General features: G+C 46.9%; 17 protein-coding genes and 2 pseudogenes. 6 read left to right on the forward strand and 13 right to left on the reverse strand.

Going from position 1 to position 23,368, the window contains the following annotated elements; translation table 11 throughout:
• Positions 1 to 76: 76 nt before the first annotated feature.
• From HRU77_09820 to HRU77_09830, 3 genes are all read right to left on the reverse strand, one after another.
• Positions 77 to 268 carry an AlpA family phage regulatory protein gene (locus HRU77_09820; GenBank protein QOJ20963.1) on the reverse strand — a complete coding sequence of 64 codons (192 nt, stop codon included), beginning with the start codon at positions 266 to 268 and terminating at the stop codon, positions 77 to 79.
• An 857-nt stretch (positions 269 to 1,125) separates the two neighbouring features.
• Complete coding sequence (locus HRU77_09825; protein QOJ20964.1) at positions 1,126 to 1,959, reverse strand: hypothetical protein; 834 nt, start codon at positions 1,957 to 1,959, stop codon at positions 1,126 to 1,128.
• 264 nt (positions 1,960 to 2,223) lie between these two features.
• Complete coding sequence (locus HRU77_09830) at positions 2,224 to 2,901, reverse strand: IS1595 family transposase (GenBank protein QOJ20965.1); 678 nt, start codon at positions 2,899 to 2,901, stop codon at positions 2,224 to 2,226.
• 273 nt (positions 2,902 to 3,174) lie between these two features.
• On the opposite strand from HRU77_09830, the gene HRU77_09835 reads away from it, so the two are divergent.
• Positions 3,175 to 3,996: an NYN domain-containing protein gene (locus HRU77_09835; GenBank protein ID QOJ20966.1), complete on the forward strand. Its 822-nt coding sequence runs from the start codon at positions 3,175 to 3,177 to the stop codon at positions 3,994 to 3,996.
• Between the two features lie 32 nt (positions 3,997 to 4,028).
• On the opposite strand, the gene HRU77_09840 is transcribed toward HRU77_09835, so the two are convergent.
• From HRU77_09840 to HRU77_09865, 6 genes are all read right to left on the reverse strand, one after another.
• Entirely contained in the window at positions 4,029 to 6,716 is a 2,688-nt protein-coding gene (locus tag HRU77_09840; protein ID QOJ20967.1) for a DEAD/DEAH box helicase family protein, read from the reverse strand.
• A 172-nt stretch (positions 6,717 to 6,888) separates the two neighbouring features.
• Entirely contained in the window at positions 6,889 to 7,404 is a 516-nt protein-coding gene (locus HRU77_09845; GenBank protein QOJ20968.1) for a zeta toxin family protein, read from the reverse strand.
• A gap of 124 nt (positions 7,405 to 7,528) precedes the next feature.
• A complete protein-coding gene (locus HRU77_09850; protein QOJ22129.1) occupies positions 7,529 to 9,199 on the reverse strand; it encodes a site-specific DNA-methyltransferase in 1,671 nt (556 codons plus the stop codon).
• A gap of 9 nt (positions 9,200 to 9,208) precedes the next feature.
• Positions 9,209 to 11,521 carry an AAA family ATPase gene (locus HRU77_09855; protein QOJ20969.1) on the reverse strand — a complete coding sequence of 771 codons (2,313 nt, stop codon included), beginning with the start codon at positions 11,519 to 11,521 and terminating at the stop codon, positions 9,209 to 9,211.
• Positions 11,518 to 11,700: a hypothetical protein gene (locus tag HRU77_09860; protein ID QOJ20970.1), complete on the reverse strand. Its 183-nt coding sequence runs from the start codon at positions 11,698 to 11,700 to the stop codon at positions 11,518 to 11,520. The genes HRU77_09855 and HRU77_09860 overlap by 4 nt, the downstream gene beginning before the upstream one ends.
• Complete coding sequence (locus HRU77_09865) at positions 11,700 to 14,555, reverse strand: DEAD/DEAH box helicase family protein (protein QOJ20971.1); 2,856 nt, start codon at positions 14,553 to 14,555, stop codon at positions 11,700 to 11,702. Before HRU77_09865 ends, HRU77_09860 begins: the two co-directional genes overlap by 1 nt.
• 273 nt (positions 14,556 to 14,828) lie before the next feature.
• Between HRU77_09865 and HRU77_09870 the strand changes: the two are divergent.
• The 3 genes and pseudogenes from HRU77_09870 to HRU77_09880 all read left to right on the forward strand — a co-directional run bounded on the left by HRU77_09870 (position 14,829) and on the right by HRU77_09880 (position 16,441).
• Positions 14,829 to 15,044, forward strand: a pseudogene (locus HRU77_09870) (peptidase S24).
• Positions 15,042 to 15,522: pseudogene (locus HRU77_09875) on the forward strand (DUF4113 domain-containing protein). Before HRU77_09870 ends, HRU77_09875 begins: the two co-directional pseudogenes overlap by 3 nt.
• Positions 15,523 to 16,051: 529 nt before the next feature.
• Complete coding sequence (locus tag HRU77_09880) at positions 16,052 to 16,441, forward strand: hypothetical protein (protein QOJ20972.1); 390 nt, start codon at positions 16,052 to 16,054, stop codon at positions 16,439 to 16,441.
• Positions 16,442 to 16,708: 267 nt separating this feature from the next.
• Here the strand turns inward: HRU77_09880 and HRU77_09885 are convergent, their stop codons facing one another.
• The 4 genes from HRU77_09885 to gdhA form a co-directional block, all read right to left on the reverse strand.
• Positions 16,709 to 16,993, reverse strand: a complete 285-nt coding sequence (locus HRU77_09885) for a PEP-CTERM sorting domain-containing protein (GenBank protein ID QOJ20973.1) — start codon at positions 16,991 to 16,993, stop codon at positions 16,709 to 16,711.
• A 222-nt stretch (positions 16,994 to 17,215) separates the two neighbouring features.
• On the reverse strand, positions 17,216 to 18,460 hold the full coding sequence (locus tag HRU77_09890) for a multifunctional CCA addition/repair protein (protein QOJ20974.1): 1,245 nt from the start codon (positions 18,458 to 18,460) through the stop codon (positions 17,216 to 17,218).
• 22 nt (positions 18,461 to 18,482) lie between these two features.
• Positions 18,483 to 20,399 carry a lytic transglycosylase domain-containing protein gene (locus tag HRU77_09895; GenBank protein ID QOJ20975.1) on the reverse strand — a complete coding sequence of 639 codons (1,917 nt, stop codon included), beginning with the start codon at positions 20,397 to 20,399 and terminating at the stop codon, positions 18,483 to 18,485.
• A 133-nt stretch (positions 20,400 to 20,532) separates the two neighbouring features.
• Entirely contained in the window at positions 20,533 to 21,876 is a 1,344-nt protein-coding gene (gdhA, locus tag HRU77_09900; GenBank protein ID QOJ20976.1) for an NADP-specific glutamate dehydrogenase, read from the reverse strand.
• 329 nt (positions 21,877 to 22,205) lie between these two features.
• Here gdhA and HRU77_09905 point away from each other — a divergent pair, with 329 nt between their 5' ends.
• Complete coding sequence (locus HRU77_09905) at positions 22,206 to 22,724, forward strand: aspartate carbamoyltransferase (GenBank protein ID QOJ20977.1); 519 nt, start codon at positions 22,206 to 22,208, stop codon at positions 22,722 to 22,724.
• A gap of 145 nt (positions 22,725 to 22,869) precedes the next feature.
• The gene (locus tag HRU77_09910; GenBank protein QOJ20978.1) at positions 22,870 to 23,352 is read left to right on the forward strand and encodes a hypothetical protein; all 483 of its coding nucleotides are present in this window, start codon (positions 22,870 to 22,872) and stop codon (positions 23,350 to 23,352) included.
• The last annotated feature ends 16 nt before the right edge of the window (positions 23,353 to 23,368 follow it).

The following is a 23,368-nucleotide window of genomic DNA, read 5'->3' on the forward strand; positions in this document are numbered from 1 at the left end:
AATCGCCAATTTGCCCCCTTGAAAAATTGCGGAAACAAATTGACGTTAAGTTTCTTTTCTGGTATAAAACCTTTGCTTATTTGTTTTGAGTTGTTTCTGCCTCCCTTTTCTCTAGCCATGCGGAAACTGCTGCTTCGGAATAGCCAACCGAGCGAATTCCGAGACGTATAGCCGGGACGAAATCGCCCTGAGCACGCAATCTGTAAATTGAGCTCCGTGAAAGCCCCAATCGCTTTACGAGCTGATTCATACGAATAATTTTTGTCATTCCATAAATATCTCCTATAAAAAGTCATTGATAGTGAAACGTTGAAAAGAGTTTTCTCATCCAGATCTTGTAACCGAACCTCATGTTTTGTGGACGTAAAGCTTCGGTACAAACTATCTATATAAAAGACTGCTTTTTATATTTCCTTACTCTCCTTAAATGTCATCTAGTTAATATTGTTGTTAAATTTTTTCTGACTTAATTTGCCCTTCCTTTAAACTAAGATGGTTTGAAAACCCTTGGCTTGAAGAGTGTACTCAACACTTCGCCGCGCATCATTTGGCGTAGTGTCACCATTTTTCCCCTTCTCAAGAAATTTTTACAGACCGTACAGATTCAATCCGTAGATGTGTTGACTTGCAGGTTGTCTTGTGGTTACAGATTTTGGATCGGTTTGTTGAGATGTGCTATCGACATTGAGGTATAAATTGAAGATATCGTGAGCTGTTGAGGGTGGGTAAGCTTTCAAGATTCTGATATGTAGAAAGCTTTATAAATTGTCGCGCGGGGGGTAATTATGTTTAATTCTCTTCGGGTTTAATTGCTCATCCCTTGGAACAAAGCTGGTTGAAAACCATCAGCTTGAGGAGCGCATTTAATACCTCGCTGCTTGCGGCGGGGTGCTTTATTAGATATTTAAATTAACTTTAAAAAGATGGATTATGGATTTTTTCAATATTTACCAACGCTAATTGGTATCGCTGATTCCTTAGGTAAGCGCTGATTAATTGACCGCACGAGCGAAAATCGCTTTATTGCATGGTTCTTGTTTTTTGGAATATAACTTTTTGATATATTGAGGTTGTTACGATCCGTTCGTCTATCAATATCCGTTCGCCGAATTAATCAGTATTTCCTCAGTTAGCAAGAGGGAATTGTAATTTACTCCTAACAATTTTAATGTAATCACCGTCTCTAAGCTTTTTGGCTAGCAATATATGGCGATTAAGTGTGGATTCATCGGTTCCTTCTATTGTTTTCTTTTTTTCTTTCTTTTTTTTCTCCTTTTCATAATCAAATATGCTATACATTTCTGATTTGGTAGCATTTTTAGCCAATGCGTCTAAAATTCTCAAACCTATTCTATAGGTGGTTTTATCGTGATTATTATTGCATGAATAATTTTTTTGGTGTGCTTTAAAGAACTTTCTAATTGAGGCAATTTGTCTTTTTAAATCATAATCTGTTGACATATGCACATTAAATTCGCTTGGCTGAGGCTCCTCTTCTGGCAAATCAAAAATATCGACATAAAAAGTTTTCTTTTTTTGTTCTAGCTGATGGTGATCTTCCTGAATATTTTTTTTCTTAGAGTTTTTTCTGATAGTTGTATTGTGTTTAATTTCATTTTCTGTTTCATAAGGAACAGAAAATGATGGATAATTTAGGCAATCAAAAATTGGGCAAGTATCAATCCTATAGTCCAAATTAGGAGAGTCGTCAGTAACACCATATCTGGTACGCATATCTTCCTTTATACATATGTCAGTACCACACATCGTTTCAAATAACTTCCTTTTTCCAAAGCAAACTTGTCCATTTTTAATTAAGCCTTTGTTCTCATCAAAATCTTTTTGATATTGAGAGTTTCTACGTAGAAACTCCCATGCAAAAACTTCATATGAAGTTTTTGCATTAAATTTTTCATAGCTAAGAGGATCTTTCCAATCGAGAAACCATTTGCTTGTCATATATGATCCTATTAGCTAGAAGTTTGTTTCTAAACCAAATTTTATAACAATTAGAAACAAAGCCAATTTCTTATGTTCCAGTTGAAAGCTATGTAAATCGCAATAATTTAGGTTAATTTAGAGCAGTAAATACGGTTTTTAGTTATTAGGCTTTAGAAAAATATGGTAAATAAACTGCTGTTCATTAAGCTTTAGGAATTATCAGAATCTGAATGTGGTAATCATACATTCTGATCAATACAATTAAAATTGGGTCTTAGGAAGTTAAAGCGGGTTTAAACGTAACAATTTAAGAATTTCATGATAGAGATTATCACGGCGATGATTAAAACGAAATTCGGTTTCTTTCAAGTGCAGGTAGAAAGTATGTTCGGGCACACCATTGAACTTGGCCAAACGTCTTTTAGCAAAACTCCAGAAAGACTCGATACCATTAATATGCCGCTCGCCACTGGCAAACTCATTGTCACCATGGTGAACCCTGAAGTGCTTATCAAAGCCGATATCGACCAATCCGTCATAACCACGCCATCCATCGGAATGGATTACGGTATCGGGCGCTACATGCCCACGGATAATGGCTTGCAATGTCGCTTTAGAGCAATCTGGAACAATCTCTGTATAAACTTTTCCTTGGCGTTTAAGCACACCAAAGACTATTGTTTTGCCATAAGCGCCCCGCCCCCTTTTACCCCTGACTCGCTGGGCACCAAAGTAAGACTCATCAACTTCTACAGAACCTTGCAGAGGGGATTCAAGTTCGCAATTCTGGGCAATTCGCTGTCGTATTTTAAGATAAATGGTATTGACGGATCGGATAGAAATGCCGGTCAATTGGGCTGTGTCAGTAGCAGTAAAATCCATCGAAAAACATCGAATAAGTTGCCTGAATTTTGCTTCTCTGATTCGAGAACGAAAATAGTATCTGTTTTTAGCATTCATCTCAGAAAGTTAGCACACTTTAGTAAGTGCTTAACTTCCTAAGACCCTTAAAATTAATAGGCAGGCAAACTATTTGGAATTTCTCTTTGAAGCAGATGGAAATATTCTATTCTTTTCAAATATTTTAATTAGCGATAATTTATCTTATCGCTGGTTGAAGGTGCTCGATTTTTTGGAATTATTTTTCTTGGCAAACGGTAGCGCCTCAAGGTTTATATCGCATAGCCGTATTGTCGCTAAACAGCTTATTAACTTTCAGAAAATGGAATTATCTTGGTATCTCCACGACTAGTTGCAAAAATCGAATCTGAAGAGCCGACTCTTCGATTGGCGGTTTTAATCGACGCTGACAATGCTCAGGCAGCTGTCATTGAAGGTCTTCTAGCTGAAATCGCGAGATTTGGGGAAGCTACTGTGAGGCGCATATATGGTGATTTTACTGCCTCAGCGAGCTCATCCTGGAAAAAAGTACTGCAAAAATATGCGATCAAGCCAGTGCAGCAGTTTGCCTATACTACAGGGAAAAATGCTACTGACAGCGCATTGATTATTGATGCTATGGATTTGCTCTATACCCGTAAATTTGATGGATTCTGTTTGATTACCAGTGACAGTGATTTTACTGGCCTAGCCGTGAGGCTGCGTGAGGAAGGGCTTACGGTTCTTGGATTTGGCGAAAAGAAAACCCCGGATGCTTTCCGCAATGCTTGCCATAAATTTGTGTTTACTGAAATTCTACGTCCAAGCACAGAAAGTGAATCAATCGAACTACCGTCCGAAGTTAAAACTAAAAAGGAGTCTGCACCCGTTCAGATTGCTACAAAGGTAGTTGAGCAAAAAATTCAATTTCCCAAAGAGTTTGTCCTGACAGCACTTGAGCAGTCCGTTGACGATAGTGGATGGGCAGGTCTTGGTGCTTTTGGTAGTTATCTGACCAAGCTGCAACCGGACTTCGATTCGAGGCTATATGGCTATAAGAAACTTTCTGATCTCGTCAAAGCCAAGATAGATTTATTCATAACAGAAGAACGGCAAGTTTCTGGATCGAATCAGAAAGTTTTGTATCTTCGCGCCAAAACACTAACACCAACTTAACTCCAACTTCTTTCTTCATTAGATTCTTGGAGTTATGTGCCGTATTGCTGAATCAATCCTTCAAGTGTCATATTTTGTGCAATTGCATTATGCGGAATCAAAACATAGCGCCAAGGCTTACCACTATTGGCTATGGCGTAGTCAGAAGCATTCTTGCACCACTTGATAGCAGCTTCCTTCTTGGCCATAACGATCGAATCGGTCATTTGATTGCTAGCCTTGGGCTCAAGCATGTAGATTGCATCATTTGTCTCAGCAACAAAATCCGGCTGATATTCAGGATGATCAGCTCCCTGCTTGTAGAAAATCTGGAATTGTCCCTTTGCCGGTTTAAACCACTTGATAGCATCGCGGTCAAGAATGACTGCCAACACACGCTCTGCATCTGAAGCAAACTTCTGAATTGGATACAGGCAACGTGTAAAACCGCTGAAAACGTACTTTGACATATTGCTTTTGTCATCAGGCGAGATTCGATAATCCGCAACTGGATCATTAATCGAATAGGTATATGCACTGGGTTTGAGTTCCACATATCCTTTACTTACAACCACTTCATAATCAACTGCCTCTTCCCAACTGTGATCTTGCATCTGTGCATGGATAAAGCGGGCAATGTCACGCTGATAGCAACGCAAAACCTTACGCGCTTCATCCTCGGATAGATAGCTGCAAAAATGCTCAACGGTCTGCGCAGCCAAGTCATACAATAGGTCTGCTTGATCATCATAAGAAACATCATCGAAATCCATCAGACCGCTGACGACATAATCCTCGATTCGTTTCTCTTCAATACCACCAGCGCCCAATGTTATTTCATCTCGCTGACTGGTACGCAGGTGCTGTATCCATAGCTCATCGGATACCGCTGGATATTTCAATGTATCCAGTTTTAGAGTGAATGGCCTAAAACCAGCTTTCACTTCTCCCTTGGGCACAACTAGAATGCGTGGAATATCAATTGTCTGCTGGGTTACTAATTCCACCGTTTTAGCCACAACAGCCGCAAAATCAGGCAGTTCTGTCACCCCTTCTAACTCCAGCTGTATAGGGCAATGTTGTTCTTGCACTGCCTTAACGATAGCAGCCTGGACTTCCGGGTTTTTTAAGTGCGCCAATGTAGGCACGGCCCTCGGTTGATTCTCCATCTTGCGGATGACCTCAAAAGCAATTTGCGCCACTTTTTGCTCTTCCGGTTTGGTGAAAAGAGGGGTCACATTTTGCCCCGCAATTTGTGTGCTGGCGGTTGTATCTGCTGGCTTTATTCCCAATTGGGTAGCTACTTGGGATTGTGAAACGATCGTTGCTGTTTTTTGATCGAGTTCATCATTATCCAGTACCACTGCCTTCAGATGAATGGCGGAATCGGGTCGATTCGCTTCGTCGATTATTTCCTGAAACTTATCATGTGCCACAATATTCAGCCTATCCACTGCCGTTACACCCGTGCGCTTACCATAAGGCAGCCGTAACCCACGACCGATGGATTGTTCAATCAAGGTACGTGCATTAGCAGCACGCAACGGCACAATAGTATAGAGATTGGTTACGTCCCAGCCTTCTTTCAGCATATTGACGTGAATAACGATCTCAGTCGGCTCTTCAGTGTGTTCCACTTTCAATAACCGCTCAATCATTTCTTCCTCATCCGCACCGGTTCGGCTTGAATCAACCTGAATGACCTTGTCTTTGTAGCGCCCTTCGAAGAAACCATCGGACTGGATCAACGCTAATAACTGTCCGGCATGAGTCGTGTCACGTGCAATCACCAGCAGGAATGGCTTAACAATAGGATTGCTGGTTTCTCTGGCGTAAGTTTCCAACTCGACTTTTACGCTTTCGTGCAACCGCATCCCATCTTCCAGTTTCATGCGTTCGATTTCTTCTGGCGACATACCAGCCGGGTTAAAATTCTTGCGCGTCACCACGGCGGGTTCTTTTACAAAACCGTCTTCCATCGCCATACCCAATGGATAATCGAGGATTACGTTCTTGAAGGGCACCGCACCTCGAGTACCTTCTACGAAAGGGGTGGCCGTCAACTCCAAACCAAGAATCGGTTTCAGCTCATTGATTGCCTTGATGCCAGCACTGGCACGATAGCGATGCGATTCATCCATCAAAAGCACCAGATCGGGTAGTCCGGCCAGATAGTCGAAATAACTTTCGCCGATATATTCAGATAATCGTTTGATGCGCGGAGCTTTGCCACCACGCACCTCAGAATTGATTTTGGAGATATTGAAAATATTGATGCGCACGCCACCAAATAGCGTGCCACTGGCCGGGTCATGCTGATTATAGTTGTCGCCCGTGATGATGGCAGGTGTATCAATGGCAAATTCCGAGATACCCTTGAAGACATACTTTGGATGGGTGCGGTCACTGAAATCAGTGATCAGTTTGTTGTAGATCGTCAAATTCGGTGCCAGCACAAAGAAATTGTTGATACCGTGCGCCAAATGCAGATAACTGATGAACGCGCCCATTAACCGGGTTTTACCGACACCAGTAGCCAGTGCAAAGCACAGTGACGGAAACTCGCGTTCGAAATCTGTGACTGATGGAAATTCACTGCGGATAATCTCCAGCGTTGCCAGAAGATCTCTATCTTTTCTTGGCGGAGTAATCTCAGTAATCCGATCCAGAATTTCTAACGAACGGCGCTGCGGTGCACGCAAGCTGAGCCGTCCGGCAATGGCATTGACATGACGATTCATCGCGGCTTTTGCTCTCCGCTTGGCTTTATATGCACACATTTACCGTTCCGCAGAACAACAAGTTCAGTGTTTGTACTGGCCGCCAATTGTCTCGCCCGCTGTGCAGCACGGCGGATTGCAACCAAAGAACCCGCCAAATCCGGATCTTTTGCCAGCTCTATACTTTTCTGGTTCATGCCTTTTCTCCCCAATTAATCAGTACCGGTTCATCGCCTGCATTGTCATACAACGCCCAAGCATCCACTTCATCCCGATAAATTTGCTTAAAATTTCGTAACCCTGCTGCAAAGCGCCTGCGGATAACCTCGCTCGGCACATCATGACCGCCCTGGCGCACACGTTCCGCCACACGATCAATGGCCATTTGTGAATTTGGCAGCGACAAGAAAAACAGCGTGACATGATAACCGGCCTCGCGCCAGCGGCGAATCCGATGCGCATAAGTCAACCCAGAAAGCGTAGTCTCAAACGCAAAACTTTCACCGCGTTCTTCAAGCTCTTTAATGCTTTCCAACATAATACGGGCTGCCTTCATCGCAGCTACATCCGGTGCAAACGGCGACAAGCCCGCCGCAATCAAATCTGCGTTCACGAACTTTGGACAACCCGCTTCATTGGGCAAAAATTCCCGGGCAAAGGTCGTTTTCCCAGCCCCATTCGGCCCAGCAATGATGATAATTTTCTTCATGGCAAAGACCAACAGGAAGAAATGGGATATTTGAAGTTTTTACTCACTTGCGGAACCATTTTCAAATGAACGGGCACGCGTGATTGAACAGTTACCGCAGAATGATTTAATTTCTTCACAAAGATCATTCCATTTTCTCATCAAACAATTCACTTTGAATCGAATTCGCGGCACTATATCCCTCTGTTTTTTCTACTTGTTGTGGAGGAGCTGGCGCTTTGGGAAGATTTTCAACTCGCAACGAATAATCATCATGCCCCCATTCACAGCGTGACAACACCTGCTTAGGGATTTTCTTCACGGTGAGATTCGGATAATCACCCCGGCCACGAAAGGCAGTACACAATACTAATAAACTGCGCTCCAATCCCACTTCATCGGAAAGCTGCTGTAATTGCTCGTGATTTAGATTCGCCGTGGTGACGTAGATAAAATCTCGTTCGGTGGAATGCCCGTGCATCCAGTAATGTACCCCAGAAGGCGCATAGGTGAATCCTTCCAGCTTGCATAAGGCTTGCGCCAGCATCTCCGCATTGTATTCCTTGTTGATGACCCACTGCCCGTAAGCATCCTGCTGCAACAAGCTGGGCGCGAGTTTGTAATAGCGGAAACCACCACCGCCTTGCCAATTCACGGCCTTGCTGATGCCACCTTGGTCCTCGTCATCAATCACCTTTTGCAGGCGCGGGATGATGTGCGTGTGACAATGTTCGCCTAGCTCCACCATGATCCAGCGGCGACCCATCTTGTGCGCCACTGCGCCAGTCGTGCCGGAACCGGCGAAGGAATCTAGAACGACGTCGCCGGGATTGGTGGCAATTTCGAGGACACGCTGTATAAGGCTCTCTGGCTTTGGCGTTGCGAAGGGATCGGTTTTGTTAAATGCGATAACCTCCCTCTTAGCGGTTTGATTGTTACCGACATCTTCATGCCGCCAAACCGTTGTTGGTACTGTTCCTTCTCGTACCTTATCAGCAAATTTCTTCAAGCGTGGCACAGGATTTTTGCCATCCCTACCCCACCAAAGAAGATTATCGGCAACATTTTTTTCGTGTGAATTTCTGTCGAAAGCCCAAACCCTGATTTGGTTCGGCCAAACTTCTTCGCCTGTATTGGGATTCAGTATTGGATAGTAAAGATTAGGTCTCTCATCCTTTGATTTCGCGCAGGTGTAATCCGCCGAACTCCACATCCCTCTTGGATCATTATCAGGATTCTTGAAATTCTTTTCTTGCTTTTGGCTGCGCGCCAACAAATTCGGGTACCAGATTTCTTTATTTTTCGAGAACAGCAGAATGTGATCGTGATTCAGGCTCAACCATTTTGCGTCGTTCTGGGGCGAGAATTTTTTCTCCCACATTACATTCGCAACAAAATTCGCCCGCCCAAATATCTCATCACACAAAACTTTTAAATAATGTGCTTCATTGTCATCAATCGTAATCCATAAAGAACCATCTTCCGATAACAACCGCCAGATAATCTCCAACCGGTCGCGCATTAGCGACAGCCAGATCGAATGCTCCACTCCGTCGTCATAATGCGTGAACGCGCTGCCGGTGTTGTACGGTGGATCAATAAACACGCACTTCACCTTGCCAGAAAATTCCGATTCCAGAGCTTTTAAGGCCAGCAGGTTGTCGCCAAAAATCAGCCGATTATCGAAGATATCGCCATTCGTCACCCGATGCTTCGCGTGATAACTCTTCGCCGGGTCTTCCAGCAAAATGCGCGGCTCCAGCTTAGGCCGGTTCTCCTTACCAATCCAGGTAAGTTCGAGTTTGGATTTTTTGATACTCATAATCTAAATGGGCTTCTTTAATGGATATAGGCGGCGAGTTTCGTTTGCGTTTGCCCAATAGCTTCCATTTTTTTCCTTACGCGGCCAGCCGTTTTCCTGATCCGCTATGGCTTCGACTAACTCAAGAACTCGCGATCCGAAAGTAATTGCATCATCTTCGAGCAATTCAAAGGATAGTTCATTGAAGTGCGCGCCAAATACATTTCTGGCTTGCGCAATTCGGCTAAGCTCATCAAAAATTGGCAAGAGAATAATTGTTACCGAAGTCTCTACACCTGAAGCATCTTTCTTTGTCACGATCGTCTTAAGTTCTTGCTTCAATTTTTTGTCGAGCGCAGGCAATAGCTCACCAATCGTGAAAAGGCCATTTGCACGCTTTGGCAAGAGGCATTCGTATAATTCAACTAAGAAATTGAGCGTGGCTTCAAGTACAACACCAGCTTTGGCGCACACTAGTTGAGGGTCAGGCGGTACCTCTGTCAACAAACTCCGTAGCCTCTCAATATCGGGAACACTTCTGATATGAGTAAGGCCACCATCAAGTGTCCATCTCGTCAACTCAATGAAGTGACACTGCCCATTTCTTAGCCAGCCCCATCGCAGCTTCTGTTTCCACGGGCGATAGTGCGTCGTAATGATGCAATGCCTAAACTTTGCAGCTTCTGTGTAAAGCATCTCTACCAGCCTATCTACGTGTGGCTCATCCACACTGGCAAGCACATCGTCGAGAACAAGAATAGTGTTCTCGGGATCATCAAGTGATGCCAGGGCAAGAAAAACGCACAAGCCGAGTGTGTCCAAGTGGGATTGACTGAAGTACGCTTGTGGAGGGGTATTCCCTTTCCCTGCAAAACTTGCGCCTACCTCGAGCGATGCTCGCTTTCCTTCCTCAAGTTCAAGATTGATTTTGTTAAGGCCTTCGCCTGGATGGACGATTTCATAGAGCCTACCAACTTCTCCTGCAATCATTTTTAGCACGCAATCTGTGAATGCTTGCCTCTCCTCAACAAGTATTGCGTGTGCGCGACGCAGTTTCGGGAGTAGATCATCCAATTCCTTCTGAGTTTCAACATTCTTGCGATAGGTAGCTAATGCTTTTGCAAGAGTTGCAACAAATTTACTTTGTTCATTCCACGCGCCTTCGCATTTTATCCAGAGGGCGGGTAGATGTGATGTATCATCCAGCCACGAAGCAAGCTCATCAAATTTTTCAGGTGCAGCTAGAATTGGCAACTTTATTTCGGCAGGGAATGTTATTTCCCTGCGTGTGATCTCAAAATTTTTACCATCACGGATCATATCAGCCTGCAAAGTAGCGATTCTCTCTTTTGCAAGCTGAACGTTTTGATCACGGCTCGTTTTATTTCTAAGTGCTACCTGTAATGCGTTAAATTGAGCCAATCGCTGCGTTACAGTATTTTGTAAATTCGCTACATTTTCGTTGCTCTCACATAAAGGACAACTCACAGGATGGGGGTGCTTGGCTAGGAATGGCGTAGCTGCCTCCAAGATGCCAACCAACTCGCTAGCACCATCTGTCGCATTAAGCATAGCATTTTCAAGTTGTCGTTCCGCTATCACTAGTTCACTCTGAGTCGCAGTCAATGCAGAATTCGCTTCGTTAAATTTATTGGGGTAATCGGACAACTTCTGGTAGGTGCCTCGCAACTTTGCAAGAGTTGATGCCGCCGTTGTAAGAGAAGACAAATCACGACTAACCTCCGCTTCTGCCCAGCTTAATGCACTTTTTCCTGGTTTCCCGGCAGCTTCCCAAAACTGAGTGATAGATGTCTGATTGGCGAGAACAACAGCAATAGCTGTATCGCGGGTAGCATTGAGATTGTCAATTAATTTCTTCAATGAATCTTCAGAATTCGTCACTCCTGCGATGTCGATAAATCGGCTTATCTCCGTATATCGTTCCGCTGGTTGTGCCTCAAGCAGACGAAGAATCTGACCTCTTCTGAGAATTTCCACTTTTGGTCTTAGGCTATCCGGTTGAGGAATAACTTTTCCCTTTAGTATTGTTGCTTTACAAGTCGAAGTTCCTGCCTGCAATGTTACGGCAATGTCTGATGATGTTTTTCCGATTGATGGCCAGTAGCGTTCTGTCTTATTGCCAAGTCCACGACCCTCCAGTGAGCCGATTTTACCCTTGGCAAGGAATTCAAGTGCATCGCAAATAGTGGTCTTTCCAGTTCCATTCTCACCATAAACAATAGTAAGTTTCTTTCCTTTTTCAAAATAAAGGCTAAATGGCACAACCGAGCCACGAAGGTGCTCTATAGTGAGTTTGCTAAGGGCAGGTAAATTCACTTTTCCCCCTCCTTTCCTTGCGATAATTCAATAGCTAATCGCCAATCTTCGCCATTGAGTTTACCTTCGGAAAGTTTTGGCAGCAGCTTGGCACGATCTTCTATCCTAATTAATTTTTCTTGTAGCAACCGTTCAAGTACCTTGGCGGCCAACTGAGCTGAAGGCGTCTCCATATTCATTACCTCAATGTCCAATGCAATTTGAATATTTCAAGTGCGTTTACACGCTGTACAAGCTTACCTTCTATCACCGAAATTAATGCTTCACGCTGCTTATCCACCTGATCCTGTGCATCAAAGAGTGAGCGTCGCTTAAGATTGCGCTGTGCCTCTAACGACTTGACTAATTTTTGTCCGGAGAGTTTGTCTTCCAGAGTTAGTGCAGTTACAGCAGTACGGCGCGCTTCCTTGATTTGACGATCAATTTCTTTAATTTCTCTTTCCAGGCCAACCTTCAAGTCATCTGCCCAGCCATCCAGTTTGTCTGCCTCAGCCTCGAAGAAACGGGCATTGCGTTCTGAGATAGTGCGCTGTATTTCCAATTGGCGCTTTTGGGTTTGTACTTCCAGGGATGTGTTTTCTAAACCAATCTGAACTTGGTTGACCACATTCCCAGGAAGTGTCAGTAGTCGTGCGGCAATTTCCTCATCCAATATTTGGTCATCATCGGTTTTTGCTGCAAAAATAAGATGATCCTCCGCTTGATCGAGTGATTCAACGCTAAAAAGCGAGAGAGTCAACCAGCCGGATTTCCCAATATATTCTTCTAGTAATGTAACCTTTCCATCGTACTGCTGATAATCAAAATGAATTTCTGCTGGAGGCAGGTTACGCATTTTAGCCTGTGCAATGAGTGTTTCAGCGAGTGGATGGTTGAGGCGATAAAGATGCGCTTCACCGGATCGCCGTGGCAGTTCATATAATCCAACTGGGATTGCTGCAGCCTGCTCCGGGAACGGCTGTTTCTCGAGGAGGAACGAGGAATTATCCAGAAACTCAGCGCGGCCATTGAGTTCATATTGGGTAAGCTGCATCAGCAAACGTTCGTAATGATTGAGGTATGCTTTAGATGCCTCGTCCCGCACTTTGAGTTTTTCACGCACCTCGTCATCAAAATTATCTAATAATTGTTGGCGCGTGCGTGTCATGGATTCATTGATTTCCAAGCTCAATTCGAGCTGGAGCTGATCAAAAGCTGTTTGAATTTCTTCTTGCATGCGGCAGTGCTGGTAGATGGCTGCTATGCGTTTCTCGAAATCTACACCCGATTCAATAGCTCCCAATACTTCATCACTGGCACCAAAGACACCTTCAAATAGCTTGAATTTTTCTGCCAATAATTCGAAAACGCGCTTGTCCGCAGCATTCTTGCGGTTAAGAAAGTTTACAACCACTACGTCGTGCTTTTGTCCGTAGCGATGACAACGACCGATGCGTTGCTCGATGCGTTGCGGATTCCATGGCAAATCATAATTAACTACCAGTGAGCAGAATTGAAGATTGATACCTTCGGCACCGGCTTCCGTTGCGATCATGATGCGTCCCTGTTCACGGAAATAATCGACCAGTGCCGAGCGCATATCTGCGGTGCGCGACCCTGTTACTCGGTCGGTGCCTTTGTGACGCTCAAGCCACTGATTGTAAATAACTTTGGATTGATCGTCGGTATTAGTGCCATTGAAAAGTACAATTCCTTCAGCAAATGGACTGTCTGCCAGTAAGCGCAATAAATAGTTTTGTGTGCGGCGTGATTCGGTGAAGATGATAGCTTTCTCGGCTGCGCCAAGTTCTTTTGCCTTGGCAAATGCAATACCCAGCGCTTTTAGCAGTGCCTTACCCTTGGCATTATGGTCTATTGAAATGGCAAGCGCGGCGAAAGCATCAAGCTCGGCAATTTCCAGTTCGAGAGCCACGCGATCATCCTCGGTGAGAAGTTCGGCGAGTTCGTCATCAGTCCATTCCTCGGCGGTTTCATCAAGTGCTTCGTAGTCCTGATCCAGTTCCTCTTCAAGCGATTCTACGGATTTCTGTTTGCCCAGCTTGTGTTTGAGTCGAGCTGAAATCGAAGTTAGCGCACCCGCAATGGCAAAGGTGGATGAGGCCAGCAACTTGCGTAACACCAGCGTCATCAGGGAACGCTGGCTTGATGGCAGTGCTTGTAGATTATCACGTTGCAGATATTCTGAAACAAGGTGGTAAAGACGATCTTCGCTTTCTTCCGGGGTAAATTCCTCCACCAGCGGTAGACGCTTGGTGTATGGGATATACGCAGTGACCTGGCGACGCAGGGTTCGATGACAAACCGGCTTGAGCCGAGCCTTAAGGGTTTGAAATACTTGATCCTGGTTTAGATTGGCAAATTGCTCGCGGAAACTTTTTAAATCACCGAAAGTATGTTCATCAATAAAACTCACCAATCCATAGAGTTCCAACAGCGAATTTTGTAGTGGTGTCGCTGTAAGCAGTAGCTTATGTTTCCCCGTCAATGCCATCTTCAATGTATTTGCTATGACATTGGATGGCTTATAAACATTGCGCAGTCTATGTGCTTCATCAATAACAACCAGATCCCAGGGTATTGCATGAACATCTGCGGCCTTACTTTTTGCAAACTGGTATGAGCAAATTATGATTTCAGATGATTCAAATGGACGAAACTGGCCTTGTTTGATTGCAGCATTATAGGATTTTGCTTCGAGGATATAGCAGGGGAGAAAGAATTTCTCGTTCAACTCCTGGTGCCATTGTTTACGCAGGTTTGAAGGTGTAATGATCAAAATACGCCGTTTACGCTCAGCCCATTTTTGAGACAGCACCAATCCAGCTTCAATAGTCTTGCCTAATCCAACTTCATCAGCCAGTAGCGCGCCTTTGGAAAGTGGCGAGTTAAAAGCAAACAAGGCTGCATCGACTTGATGCGGATTGATATCCACTTGAGCACTGGCTACTGCACCTGCTAATTTTTCAGCGCTATCTGTAGAGAAACGGCGCGTTAATTCGTATGCAAAGTATTTTGCTTGGAAAGCTGTAATCATTAGCCGAAGTCTATCACCAAGTATTCCAATTCATATCGACCAGAATGATTTAAAAAGAATTAACGCTATTTTAAATATGTAGAAATGTACTGTACATATTCAGAATAATCCAATTGTGGGAGTTTATATCAGACTATTTCTTTGGGCTTGACCTTTATGCGGGTTTTCTTGCTCTTTACTGTTTAATCTTGATCTTATTGGGTTGGTGCATTTGACATCACTATGGTCGTGGGTTTGAATAATGTTTCATATTTCAATGTGGAGTATCGGAACATGTCCAATCGTGGCGGAAAAAGAGAAAACGCAGGCAGGCCAGCTGGGCAGGGCAAGTATTGCAAATTAACAGTGACAATGCGTATACCGCAAAGCCAAACGGCAATGCAAAAATGCAAAAGAGCAAATGCTGCTGGTGAGAATGGCATCACAGAAATCGAAGTTGATGAGTTTTTAAACGATCAACCCACCTTGTTACCGCTTTTTGCCACCAAAGAATCGGTTTCCCTCTACATCAGCCGCGCCGCAGAGAAACTCCGCAGGCAACAATCGTATGCCGGGGCAGTGCATGTCTCAATCCGTACCAGTTCGTTCAATGAGAAAGAACCGTATTATGCCAACAGCATGACGATTGCGTTGCCAAGGCAAACAGACGACACGCGATTACTAACCAGGGTTGCACTCTGGGGATTGCGAAGAATTTACCGCACTGGCTATATATCACAAAGCTGGCGTGATGCTGTCAGAACTGGTATCCCGGCAATACCGGCAAATCGATCTCTTCGGGTCAATGAACACTGATACCAAAGCAAATCAATTAATGCGCGTCATGGATCAGATCAATGCCCGTATGGGGCGAGGTACGCTAAAACTTGCATCCGAGGGAATCAAGCAACCCTGGAAGATGAAGCAGGGGAATAAAAGTCCCAATTACACGACGTGCTGGGATGAATTGATATGCGTTGTGAAATGAGTGGCTGCACTGCCAGTATATAAAAACCTGCAAACAAGAATTAGTATAGACAAAAGTCTAGTATTTCCTAAATTAATTGCAATTAATCATATAAATCAATTATGAAACACTGATGCATCATCGGTGTGTGCGGATCTTTTTGCGCTTTCATCGGTTCGGGAAAGGTAATGGATGCGGCGGAAAATGCTTCATGCGGGTGACATTATTTCGATCGGATGAATTCGCTTCTTAAACTTTTAATCGCAGATTAATTTGCAATCAAATGAACAACTCGAGGAATAGGGCATTTGATGCCGCTTGCGCAAACGTTTATATTATAGGCAAATTGCTCAGGATATTTCGGGAAATTACGCCAGTGGCCGTGCAATCCATGAATCAGAAGTATTGCTGAGACCGGCATGCGGCGTTTATCAGCATCTTTGACGCGACTGCGATCCGTCGTGACAGTCTCGCCGGGCAAGGTCTGTGAACAGTAACGATGCCGTTGTTTTGCTCACAGTCATTATTCTTTTGAATAGGCGCTTATACCATGCGAACAGTCCTTTTTTTATTATTACTGGCTTTACCGCTCGCCATTCAGGCTGATTCCGCAACACAAGTGCGTCAACTGGAAAAAGCCTTAGCCCGCCTGCAACAAGAATCTCAATCCATCCAACAGCAATTCATGATGATCCAAGAGTTACGCCGCAACGAAATGTCTCAACCGAGCATGACGGTGCCGCTGCCCAGCACACCGGGGCAAAGCATTCCGATCCCTAACTACGATAATTTAATGCAATCAAAACAAGAAAGGGAGCAGCGGATCGAGAAATATACCGCCGACTTGAACCGGCTGTATGCGCGTTATACCGAACTGGAAAATGAAAAGCAGACGATCTTGGAACAAATCAATTCACTGGAACAAAAAACGAAAGAATAACGATTGTTGTAGAAGCGCTAAAAAACCGCCATGTCCGGCGATGTTATGTTGAAATCAGCCGCAATGGCTCATAGACTGCTCGTAAGCTGCGTTTTTTCACCGGATTTCGCCTCAACTAACCGTCGCTCGCTACCTCCAAAGGATGTTTTTCGGTTGCATGCTGTTAATGCACAAGGTCAAGTGGCGCAGCGCAAGCACCATAGATCAGTATTTGCAATACGGGTAGCGTTTGTGTGAGAGTTTCCTTTAAGGTTCTCAGAATTCTCACTAGACTGCGCTGATTTTGAGGGAACTGTGTTGCTTGCGCGTGACCATCGACATTACGAAGACAAAACCAACCAGCAGCATTACCCAGGATTCGGGTTCGGGGACAGGCAGCATCGTTATCGTATTACCGGAAATGCTAATGTACATGTCGGACGAGCTGAAAGTGACGCGAAAATCGGCATGATCGAGAATAGGACCGACAAAACCGGACGGCGGCGAAAAGCTGTCGCCGATATTGATACCTGCTTCAGCTTCGGAGGGATCCAGGCGAAAATCGGCGACCAAGAATAAATAATCGCCCGGAGTATGAACGGTTACATCGTACCAAGGGTCGCGGCGGAAGTGTACCGAGCCGTCGACCGACGTTTCGCCTGGGGGGGCGCTGATTAATTGTCTGCACGAGCGAATCGCTTCGTTGCGCGGTACTCATTCCCTCGCCTGTCTGATTGATATGTCTCGGTTGTTGCGCTCCGCGCGCCTCGCCCTTCATCGCGTTCGTCGAATTAATCAGCGCTTCCCTAAGTTAAAAGCAACCTTTATTCTCGCAATACGCGCTTCCCGCACGCTGGAATTGATGGCTGCGGGCAGTGCGGTAGCATCCGCGATACGCCCGCTCAATTCGGCTGCAATGGCACCGGCGTCGACGCTTTTGGCTGCGCCGTAGGCGTGCTGAAATCGTTCCGCTGGCGCATACGGCTTTGCTGCATAACCGGGACGGCCATGAAAATCGCACGCACAGGCTTGCAGGAATTCGTCGAATCTGCCGGGTTTGCGATAGGCATCGACTGCTTGCAGCATATCCGCCACGGTGGACGGCCTCAGTTCTTCCGCGCGATGCACGTCGCCGTGGTAGCGGGCAACCAGCAAGGCGAGGTCACGCACATCTTTCGGCGCACGGATGCGCTCGCATAAGTTTTGCGTCAGTTCGATGCTGCGCGCTTCGTGGCCGATATGACGCGGCCATTCCTCGGGTGGTGTCGTGCCCTTGCCGAGATCGTGCGTCAATGTGGCAAAACGCACCGGCAGCGAATAGTTTTGCGCGGCGGCGTAATCGATCGCCAGCATGATATGCACGCCAGTGTCGATTTCCGGATGCGCGTGCGCCGGTTGTGGAACGCCGAACAGCACGTCGACTTCCGGCATGATGCGTGCCAGCGCGCCGCATTCACGCAGCATGTAGAACATCCGCGCCGGATTTCTTTCCATCAACCCGCGCGACAATTCCTGCCAAACACGCTCCGGCACCAGCGCGTCTACTTCGCCGTTATGCACCATGTCGCTCATCAAGGCGAGCGTTTCCGGTGCGATGCGGAAGCTGAAACGCGCGGCAAAGCGCGCCGCTCTGAGAATGCGCACCGGGTCTTCGGAAAAGGCGGGGCTGACATGGCGCAGAATACCGGCTTCCAGATCAGCCACGCCGTTGAATGGATCGATGATATTGCCCTCTTCGTCCTTGGCGATCGAATTGATGGTCAGGTCGCGCCGCGCCAGGTCTTCCTGCAAGGTGACTTGCGGCGAGGTAAACACTTCAAACCCTTTGTAGCCGAGCGAAATCTTCCGTTCCGTGCGCGCCAGCGCGTACTGTTCGTGCGTCTGTGGATGCAGAAAAACCGGAAAATCCTTGCCCACCGGACGATAACCAAGCTGTACCATGGCTTCGGGTGATGCGCCCACGACGACATAATCGCGATCCTTGATCGGCAATCCGAGCAGTTCGTCGCGCACCGAACCGCCTACCAGATAAGTTTTCATGGCCATTTTGATTGAAAATACATTATTTCGCCGCCCGCACTACGCCCAAACGCTCCTTGAGCGTCGGCGCATCATGGCCGTGGTCGAGAACTTTGGCGTAATACATCGAATTCTTCAAAACCTTTTTGACGTAATCGCGCGTTTCGTTAAATGGGATTGTTTCGGCATAAATTGCGCCTTCCAGCGGTACCGTATTATCGCGCCAGCGCCTGGCGCGTCCCGGTCCGGCATTGTACGCGGCTGAAGCCAGCAGCGGCTGATTGTCCAATGTGCTGAGCACATGCTTGAGATAATACGTGCCCAGTTGTAAATTGGTATTCACATCGACTACGAGATGCTGGCGGAAATTCGCTATGCCTAATTGCTTGGCGACCCATTCCGCAGTCGCGGGCATCAATTGCATCAAACCGGCCGCTCCGGCATGCGATTTGATGTCCGCAATGAAACGGCTTTCCTGACGGATCAACCCGTATACCCAAGCTTCGTCCAATTCATGCTGCTGCAGAACTTTCTTGAGTGCCGCGCGATGCGGTGACAAAAAGCGCAAATTGAAATCATGCTGCGACAGCGTGCGATTGGCGGTATTAATTGCACGGTCGTATAAGCCCTGGCGTTTCGCAACTTCTGCTGCAGCCAGCAGCTCGGCATCGCTGAAATTACGCGTGGTCCAACTCCATTCCCGTTGTGCTTCGGTGCGTAAATTCATGCGCGAAAAAGCCAAGGCGCGCTGAATTCCGGGTTTGCGTTCCATTGCAGATATTTCGCTATTGTTTACACGGTAGGTTTTATCCGCGATGGTCAGTACGGTGCCCAGCTCTTCCCGGGCCAATTGACCATAGAAACTATGCTCGTCGCTGAGCGGAATAAAAATTTGATTGGCGTCCAGCGTTTTGCCTTCTGCCTTCAAAGCGCGCGCTTTCCAGTAACGCCAAGTATCCGTGTGCTGCTCGGCCGGTGACATCCGGTCGATGGTTTTCAGCACTTCGTTCCAATTGGCAACCCGCAAGGCGGCGCGCACTTGCCACGCCAGCACGGTGTCCGATGCCGGGTAAGGATTTGGGGTGCTTTGCGCTTCTCGGAACCAATCCAGCGCGCGCGGGTCATGCCGCATGGCGGCGCGATACCCCAATCTCGCCAGAAAATAAGAGCGATCGGATGCGGTCAGCTGATTCTTGATTTTCAACCAGTGCTTATAGGCTTGGTCGGTATCGTTGCGCAGCAGACGCAGCAGCGCGAACAAAACAATCTCACGGTCACTGCGCGTTTGGATTTTTTGCTTCAAAGACTCCAGGTAACGCTGCGGATTTTTTGCGGCGTTATTCAGGTCGGCGCTGTTGAGCGCTTCATGGCCGGGCAAATAACGGTTCACGTGGGTGGCTACACCGGTCTGACCCTCTTCCAAGGCCGAGCGGATCCTGCTCCAGATATCTTCCAGCGTGATTTGCTTGCTGTAAATGAGCGCTTGAAAAACCGGCGTGCAGCTATCCGGCAGACTGGACGGCGTAAACCATATCGAACGCGCGCCGGTTAGGGGCGTACTATCGCGTTTATGCAGCCGGTGCTGATAGTGATAGCACAGTAACTCGGTATCTTTATTGGCCAGCAAGGCATATTCGGCTTCAAAAAGCGGCCATTGCTGATTCTTACCGAGTATTTTCAGCCAGTCGCTGCGCAGCCGGTCCGCGACCAGATCACCGTCGTAGCGCGCCAGGAAAGCGCGGATTTGCGCGCTATCGACCGTGCGCAATGTCATGCGCAATTGGTAATACTCGACATAAGGCCACAGCACGTGGCGCCGCAGCCGTTTCGCGTAATCGTCGAGAAGTTTGGCGTTACCCGATTGAAAGGCTTCCCGGGCGCCAAGAAAATCGCTGTCCTGATTGGCCGTTGATGTTCCAGCATAAGCTAATAGTATCAATGCAAAAAGAAAATTTTTCATAGCTATTAACCTTACGGACTTACTGACAAAATGGAAAAAGCGCTGGTTGATATTTTACAATGAATTCGGGCTCTCACAGCGGTGCTGTAAGAGCCCGAAATCTACTTCAAATCTTAGTTATGACGGACTGGTTTTAGATCACACCTTGACCGAGCATTGCTTCAGCCACTTTGACAAAACCGGCGATATTCGCGCCATCGACATAGTTCACGCTGCCGTCGGCCTTGGTGCCGTATTTCAGGCAGGATTTGTGAATGGCTTGCATGATTTCTTTCAAGCGCGCATCGACTTCTTCGCGCGTCCAGGACATGCGCATCGCATTCTGACTCATTTCCAAGCCGGATGTGGCGACGCCGCCGGCGTTGCTGGCTTTGCCCGGCGCATAGAGCACTTTATTGTGCAGGAAACATTCGACGGCTTCCGCGGTCGACGGCATGTTGGCGCCCTCGGCGACGCAAATTACGCCGTTTTTGACCAGCGCCCGTGCATCGTCTCCGTTCAATTCGTTTTGCGTGGCGCATGGCAGAGCAACTTGCACCGGTACATGCCAGGGTTTTGCGCCCGGCAGATAAGTGACATTGACCCGTTTGGCGTATTCATCGAGACGCGCGTACAGGTGATTTTTAACTTCTGCAAGAATCGCCAGTTTTTCCGGGGTAAAGCCCGCTTCATCGATAATCGTGCCGCTGGAATCGGATACGGTCACCACTTTGGCGCCTTGCGACATGGCTTTTTCCACAGCGAATTGCGCCACATTGCCGGAACCGGAAACTGAAACGCGCATGCCGTCGAGCGAACGTCCCGCCTGTTTCAGTATTTCCTGGGCAAAATACACCGTGCCGTAACCTGTTGCTTCCGGGCGGATTAGCGATCCGCCGAAACTCAACCCTTTACCAGTAAACACACAATCCGCGCGGTTCGATAATTTTTTCATCATACCGGCCATGAAGCCGACTTCGCGCCCGCCCACGCCGATATCGCCAGCGGGCACGTCAGTATCCGAGCCGATATGACGGAACAATTCACTGATAAATGCCTGACAGAAACGCATGATTTCACCGGGACTTTTTCCTTTCGGATCGAAATCGGAGCCGCCCTTGCCGCCGCCCATCGGCAATGTGGTCAGGGCATTCTTGAAAGTCTGCTCAAATGCGAGGAATTTAAGAATCGACAGATTTACCGACGGATGAAACCGGATACCACCCTTATACGGCCCAATGGAAGAACTGTGCTGAATGCGATAACCGCGGTTGACCCGCACTTCGCCATGATCATCCACCCAGGACACACGAAATATAATCACTCGTTCCGGCTCGACCAGCCGGTCCAGCAATCCCTGCTCGGCGTAACGCGGGTGTTCCAGTATGAATGGCCACAAACTTTCAATGACTTCCGTCACGGCCTGCATGTACTCCGGCTGATTCGGATTGCGTTCGGCGACATGGGCGCTGAACTCCTGAAGACTCTTATATTTCATTTTATTTCCCCGGTAGATGAAAGGTTATCTGCAAATAGGTCAATTTTGCCAAATTAATCCCTAAACTGCACTGAATTTTTGTTAAAAAATGGGGTTTTTATGCAAGAGATCTCTGCACGGCCCAAAGCGGATGGTTGTCGATAGGAATCTGGAATGGTAGTTTAGGCGGCAAACCGGTTTCAGTGCCCGGCTGGCGATAGCCATGCTGAAATAAATCGCCTGGTCTGTGAACCGGCCAATACAAGTGCGTAATATCGCGATCAGAGGAGAACACCATGTCTATGTCAACAGTATGCAAAATCTGTACAAACCTAAATTCAAACCTGCAAATGAGTAAAAGCCTGATCGTGCTTGCCTACCTGACTTTCTTGATAACATCGACGGTTCATGCGGCGGATAAAGCAAGCGAACAACGGCTGGATGAAGTAGCCGAGCGCGGCTCGCATGTCATGCCGTTTGATCTGGAGAGAACCACGCATATTTTTTCCAAGACGGACACGGGCGGTATTCAGCAGGTCATTGCAAAAGACAAATCCGATAGCCGGCAAATCAGCCTGATACGGGTGCATTTGTCCGAAATTGCCCAGGAATTTCAGCAAGGCGATTATTCGAATCCGGAAAAAATTCACGGTGCTACGATGCCTGGGTTGGCAGAGTTGAAAGCGGCCAAACCCGGGCAGATAAAGATTGTGTATAAAGAATTGCCGGATGGCGCGGAAATCACGTATTCCACGCATATCGAAAAGCTCAAACTGGCCATTCATCAGTGGTTCGATGCGCAATTGAGCGATCATGCCCGACACGCCGTGCCAGGTCATCCGCATGATTCAAGTCACCATCACCATTAGCGATATGGGGGACAAGGCATGATAAATCCGATCAAGCTAAGGAAAATTGTTAAATGCTAATCCCGTTATTTCACCGGCTTGTTGCAGTAAAACACATCAGGCTGGTAAATTCGGACGACCAATTAATTTCTTCAAGGAGCATCAAATGCGAAAAACGCGAATGATCATCGCCTGTTTGCTGATTTCCACATCAGCGATAGCGGCGGATATGGATAACCGGCAAGCCCTTACACTCACCGAAGCCCAGCGCAGTCATGTGCTGGAGGAAATGCGGGCATTGTTGACGGGCACGCGGGACATTCTGGCGGCGCTGTCAAAGGATGACATGGCAGCGGTTCCCAGATTTGCCCGCCCCCTGGGATTGGGCATGGCGCATAAAGCCGAGGATCACCTCAAGAGCGTGCTACCCAGGGAATTTATGCAGCTCGGCATGTCCTTGCATCAGGACTTCGACCAAATTGCCGCGGATGCTGAGTCAAAGAAAGACTCCAGGCTCACACTGCGGCAATTGAGCGACGCCATGGCCAAGTGCGTTGCCTGTCATGACGCTTATCAAATTCAAACCACGCCATTGCCGTCACAGCCGGTGCAGGCTAAGGAACAAGGGCACCATCACCATCATCATTAGGGGGTTAAAACAGACT

It is taken from the genome of Gammaproteobacteria bacterium (assembly GCA_015709615.1).
Lineage (GTDB): Bacteria > Pseudomonadota > Gammaproteobacteria > Burkholderiales > Nitrosomonadaceae > Nitrosomonas.

Bases quoted from the DNA above. Each gene is read 5' to 3' on its own strand.
- HRU77_09825 (QOJ20964.1), bottom strand. From the start codon at position 1,959: ATGACAAGCAAATGGTTTCTCGATTGGAAAGATCCTCTTAGCTATGAA.
- HRU77_09860 (QOJ20970.1), bottom strand. From the start codon at position 11,700: ATGAATATGGAGACGCCTTCAGCTCAGTTGGCCGCCAAGGTACTTGAA.
- HRU77_09880 (QOJ20972.1), top strand. From the start codon at position 16,052: ATGCGAACAGTCCTTTTTTTATTATTACTGGCTTTACCGCTCGCCATT.
- gdhA (QOJ20976.1), bottom strand. From the start codon at position 21,876: ATGAAATATAAGAGTCTTCAGGAGTTCAGCGCCCATGTCGCCGAACGC.
- HRU77_09830 (QOJ20965.1), bottom strand. From the start codon at position 2,901: ATGAATGCTAAAAACAGATACTATTTTCGTTCTCGAATCAGAGAAGCA.
- HRU77_09840 (QOJ20967.1), bottom strand. From the start codon at position 6,716: ATGAATCGTCATGTCAATGCCATTGCCGGACGGCTCAGCTTGCGTGCA.
- HRU77_09865 (QOJ20971.1), bottom strand. From the start codon at position 14,555: ATGATTACAGCTTTCCAAGCAAAATACTTTGCATACGAATTAACGCGC.
- HRU77_09890 (QOJ20974.1), bottom strand. From the start codon at position 18,460: ATGAAAACTTATCTGGTAGGCGGTTCGGTGCGCGACGAACTGCTCGGA.
- HRU77_09910 (QOJ20978.1), top strand. From the start codon at position 22,870: ATGCGAAAAACGCGAATGATCATCGCCTGTTTGCTGATTTCCACATCA.
- HRU77_09895 (QOJ20975.1), bottom strand. From the start codon at position 20,399: ATGAAAAATTTTCTTTTTGCATTGATACTATTAGCTTATGCTGGAACA.
- HRU77_09905 (QOJ20977.1), top strand. From the start codon at position 22,206: ATGAGTAAAAGCCTGATCGTGCTTGCCTACCTGACTTTCTTGATAACA.
- HRU77_09820 (QOJ20963.1), bottom strand. From the start codon at position 268: ATGACAAAAATTATTCGTATGAATCAGCTCGTAAAGCGATTGGGGCTT.
- HRU77_09845 (QOJ20968.1), bottom strand. From the start codon at position 7,404: ATGAAGAAAATTATCATCATTGCTGGGCCGAATGGGGCTGGGAAAACG.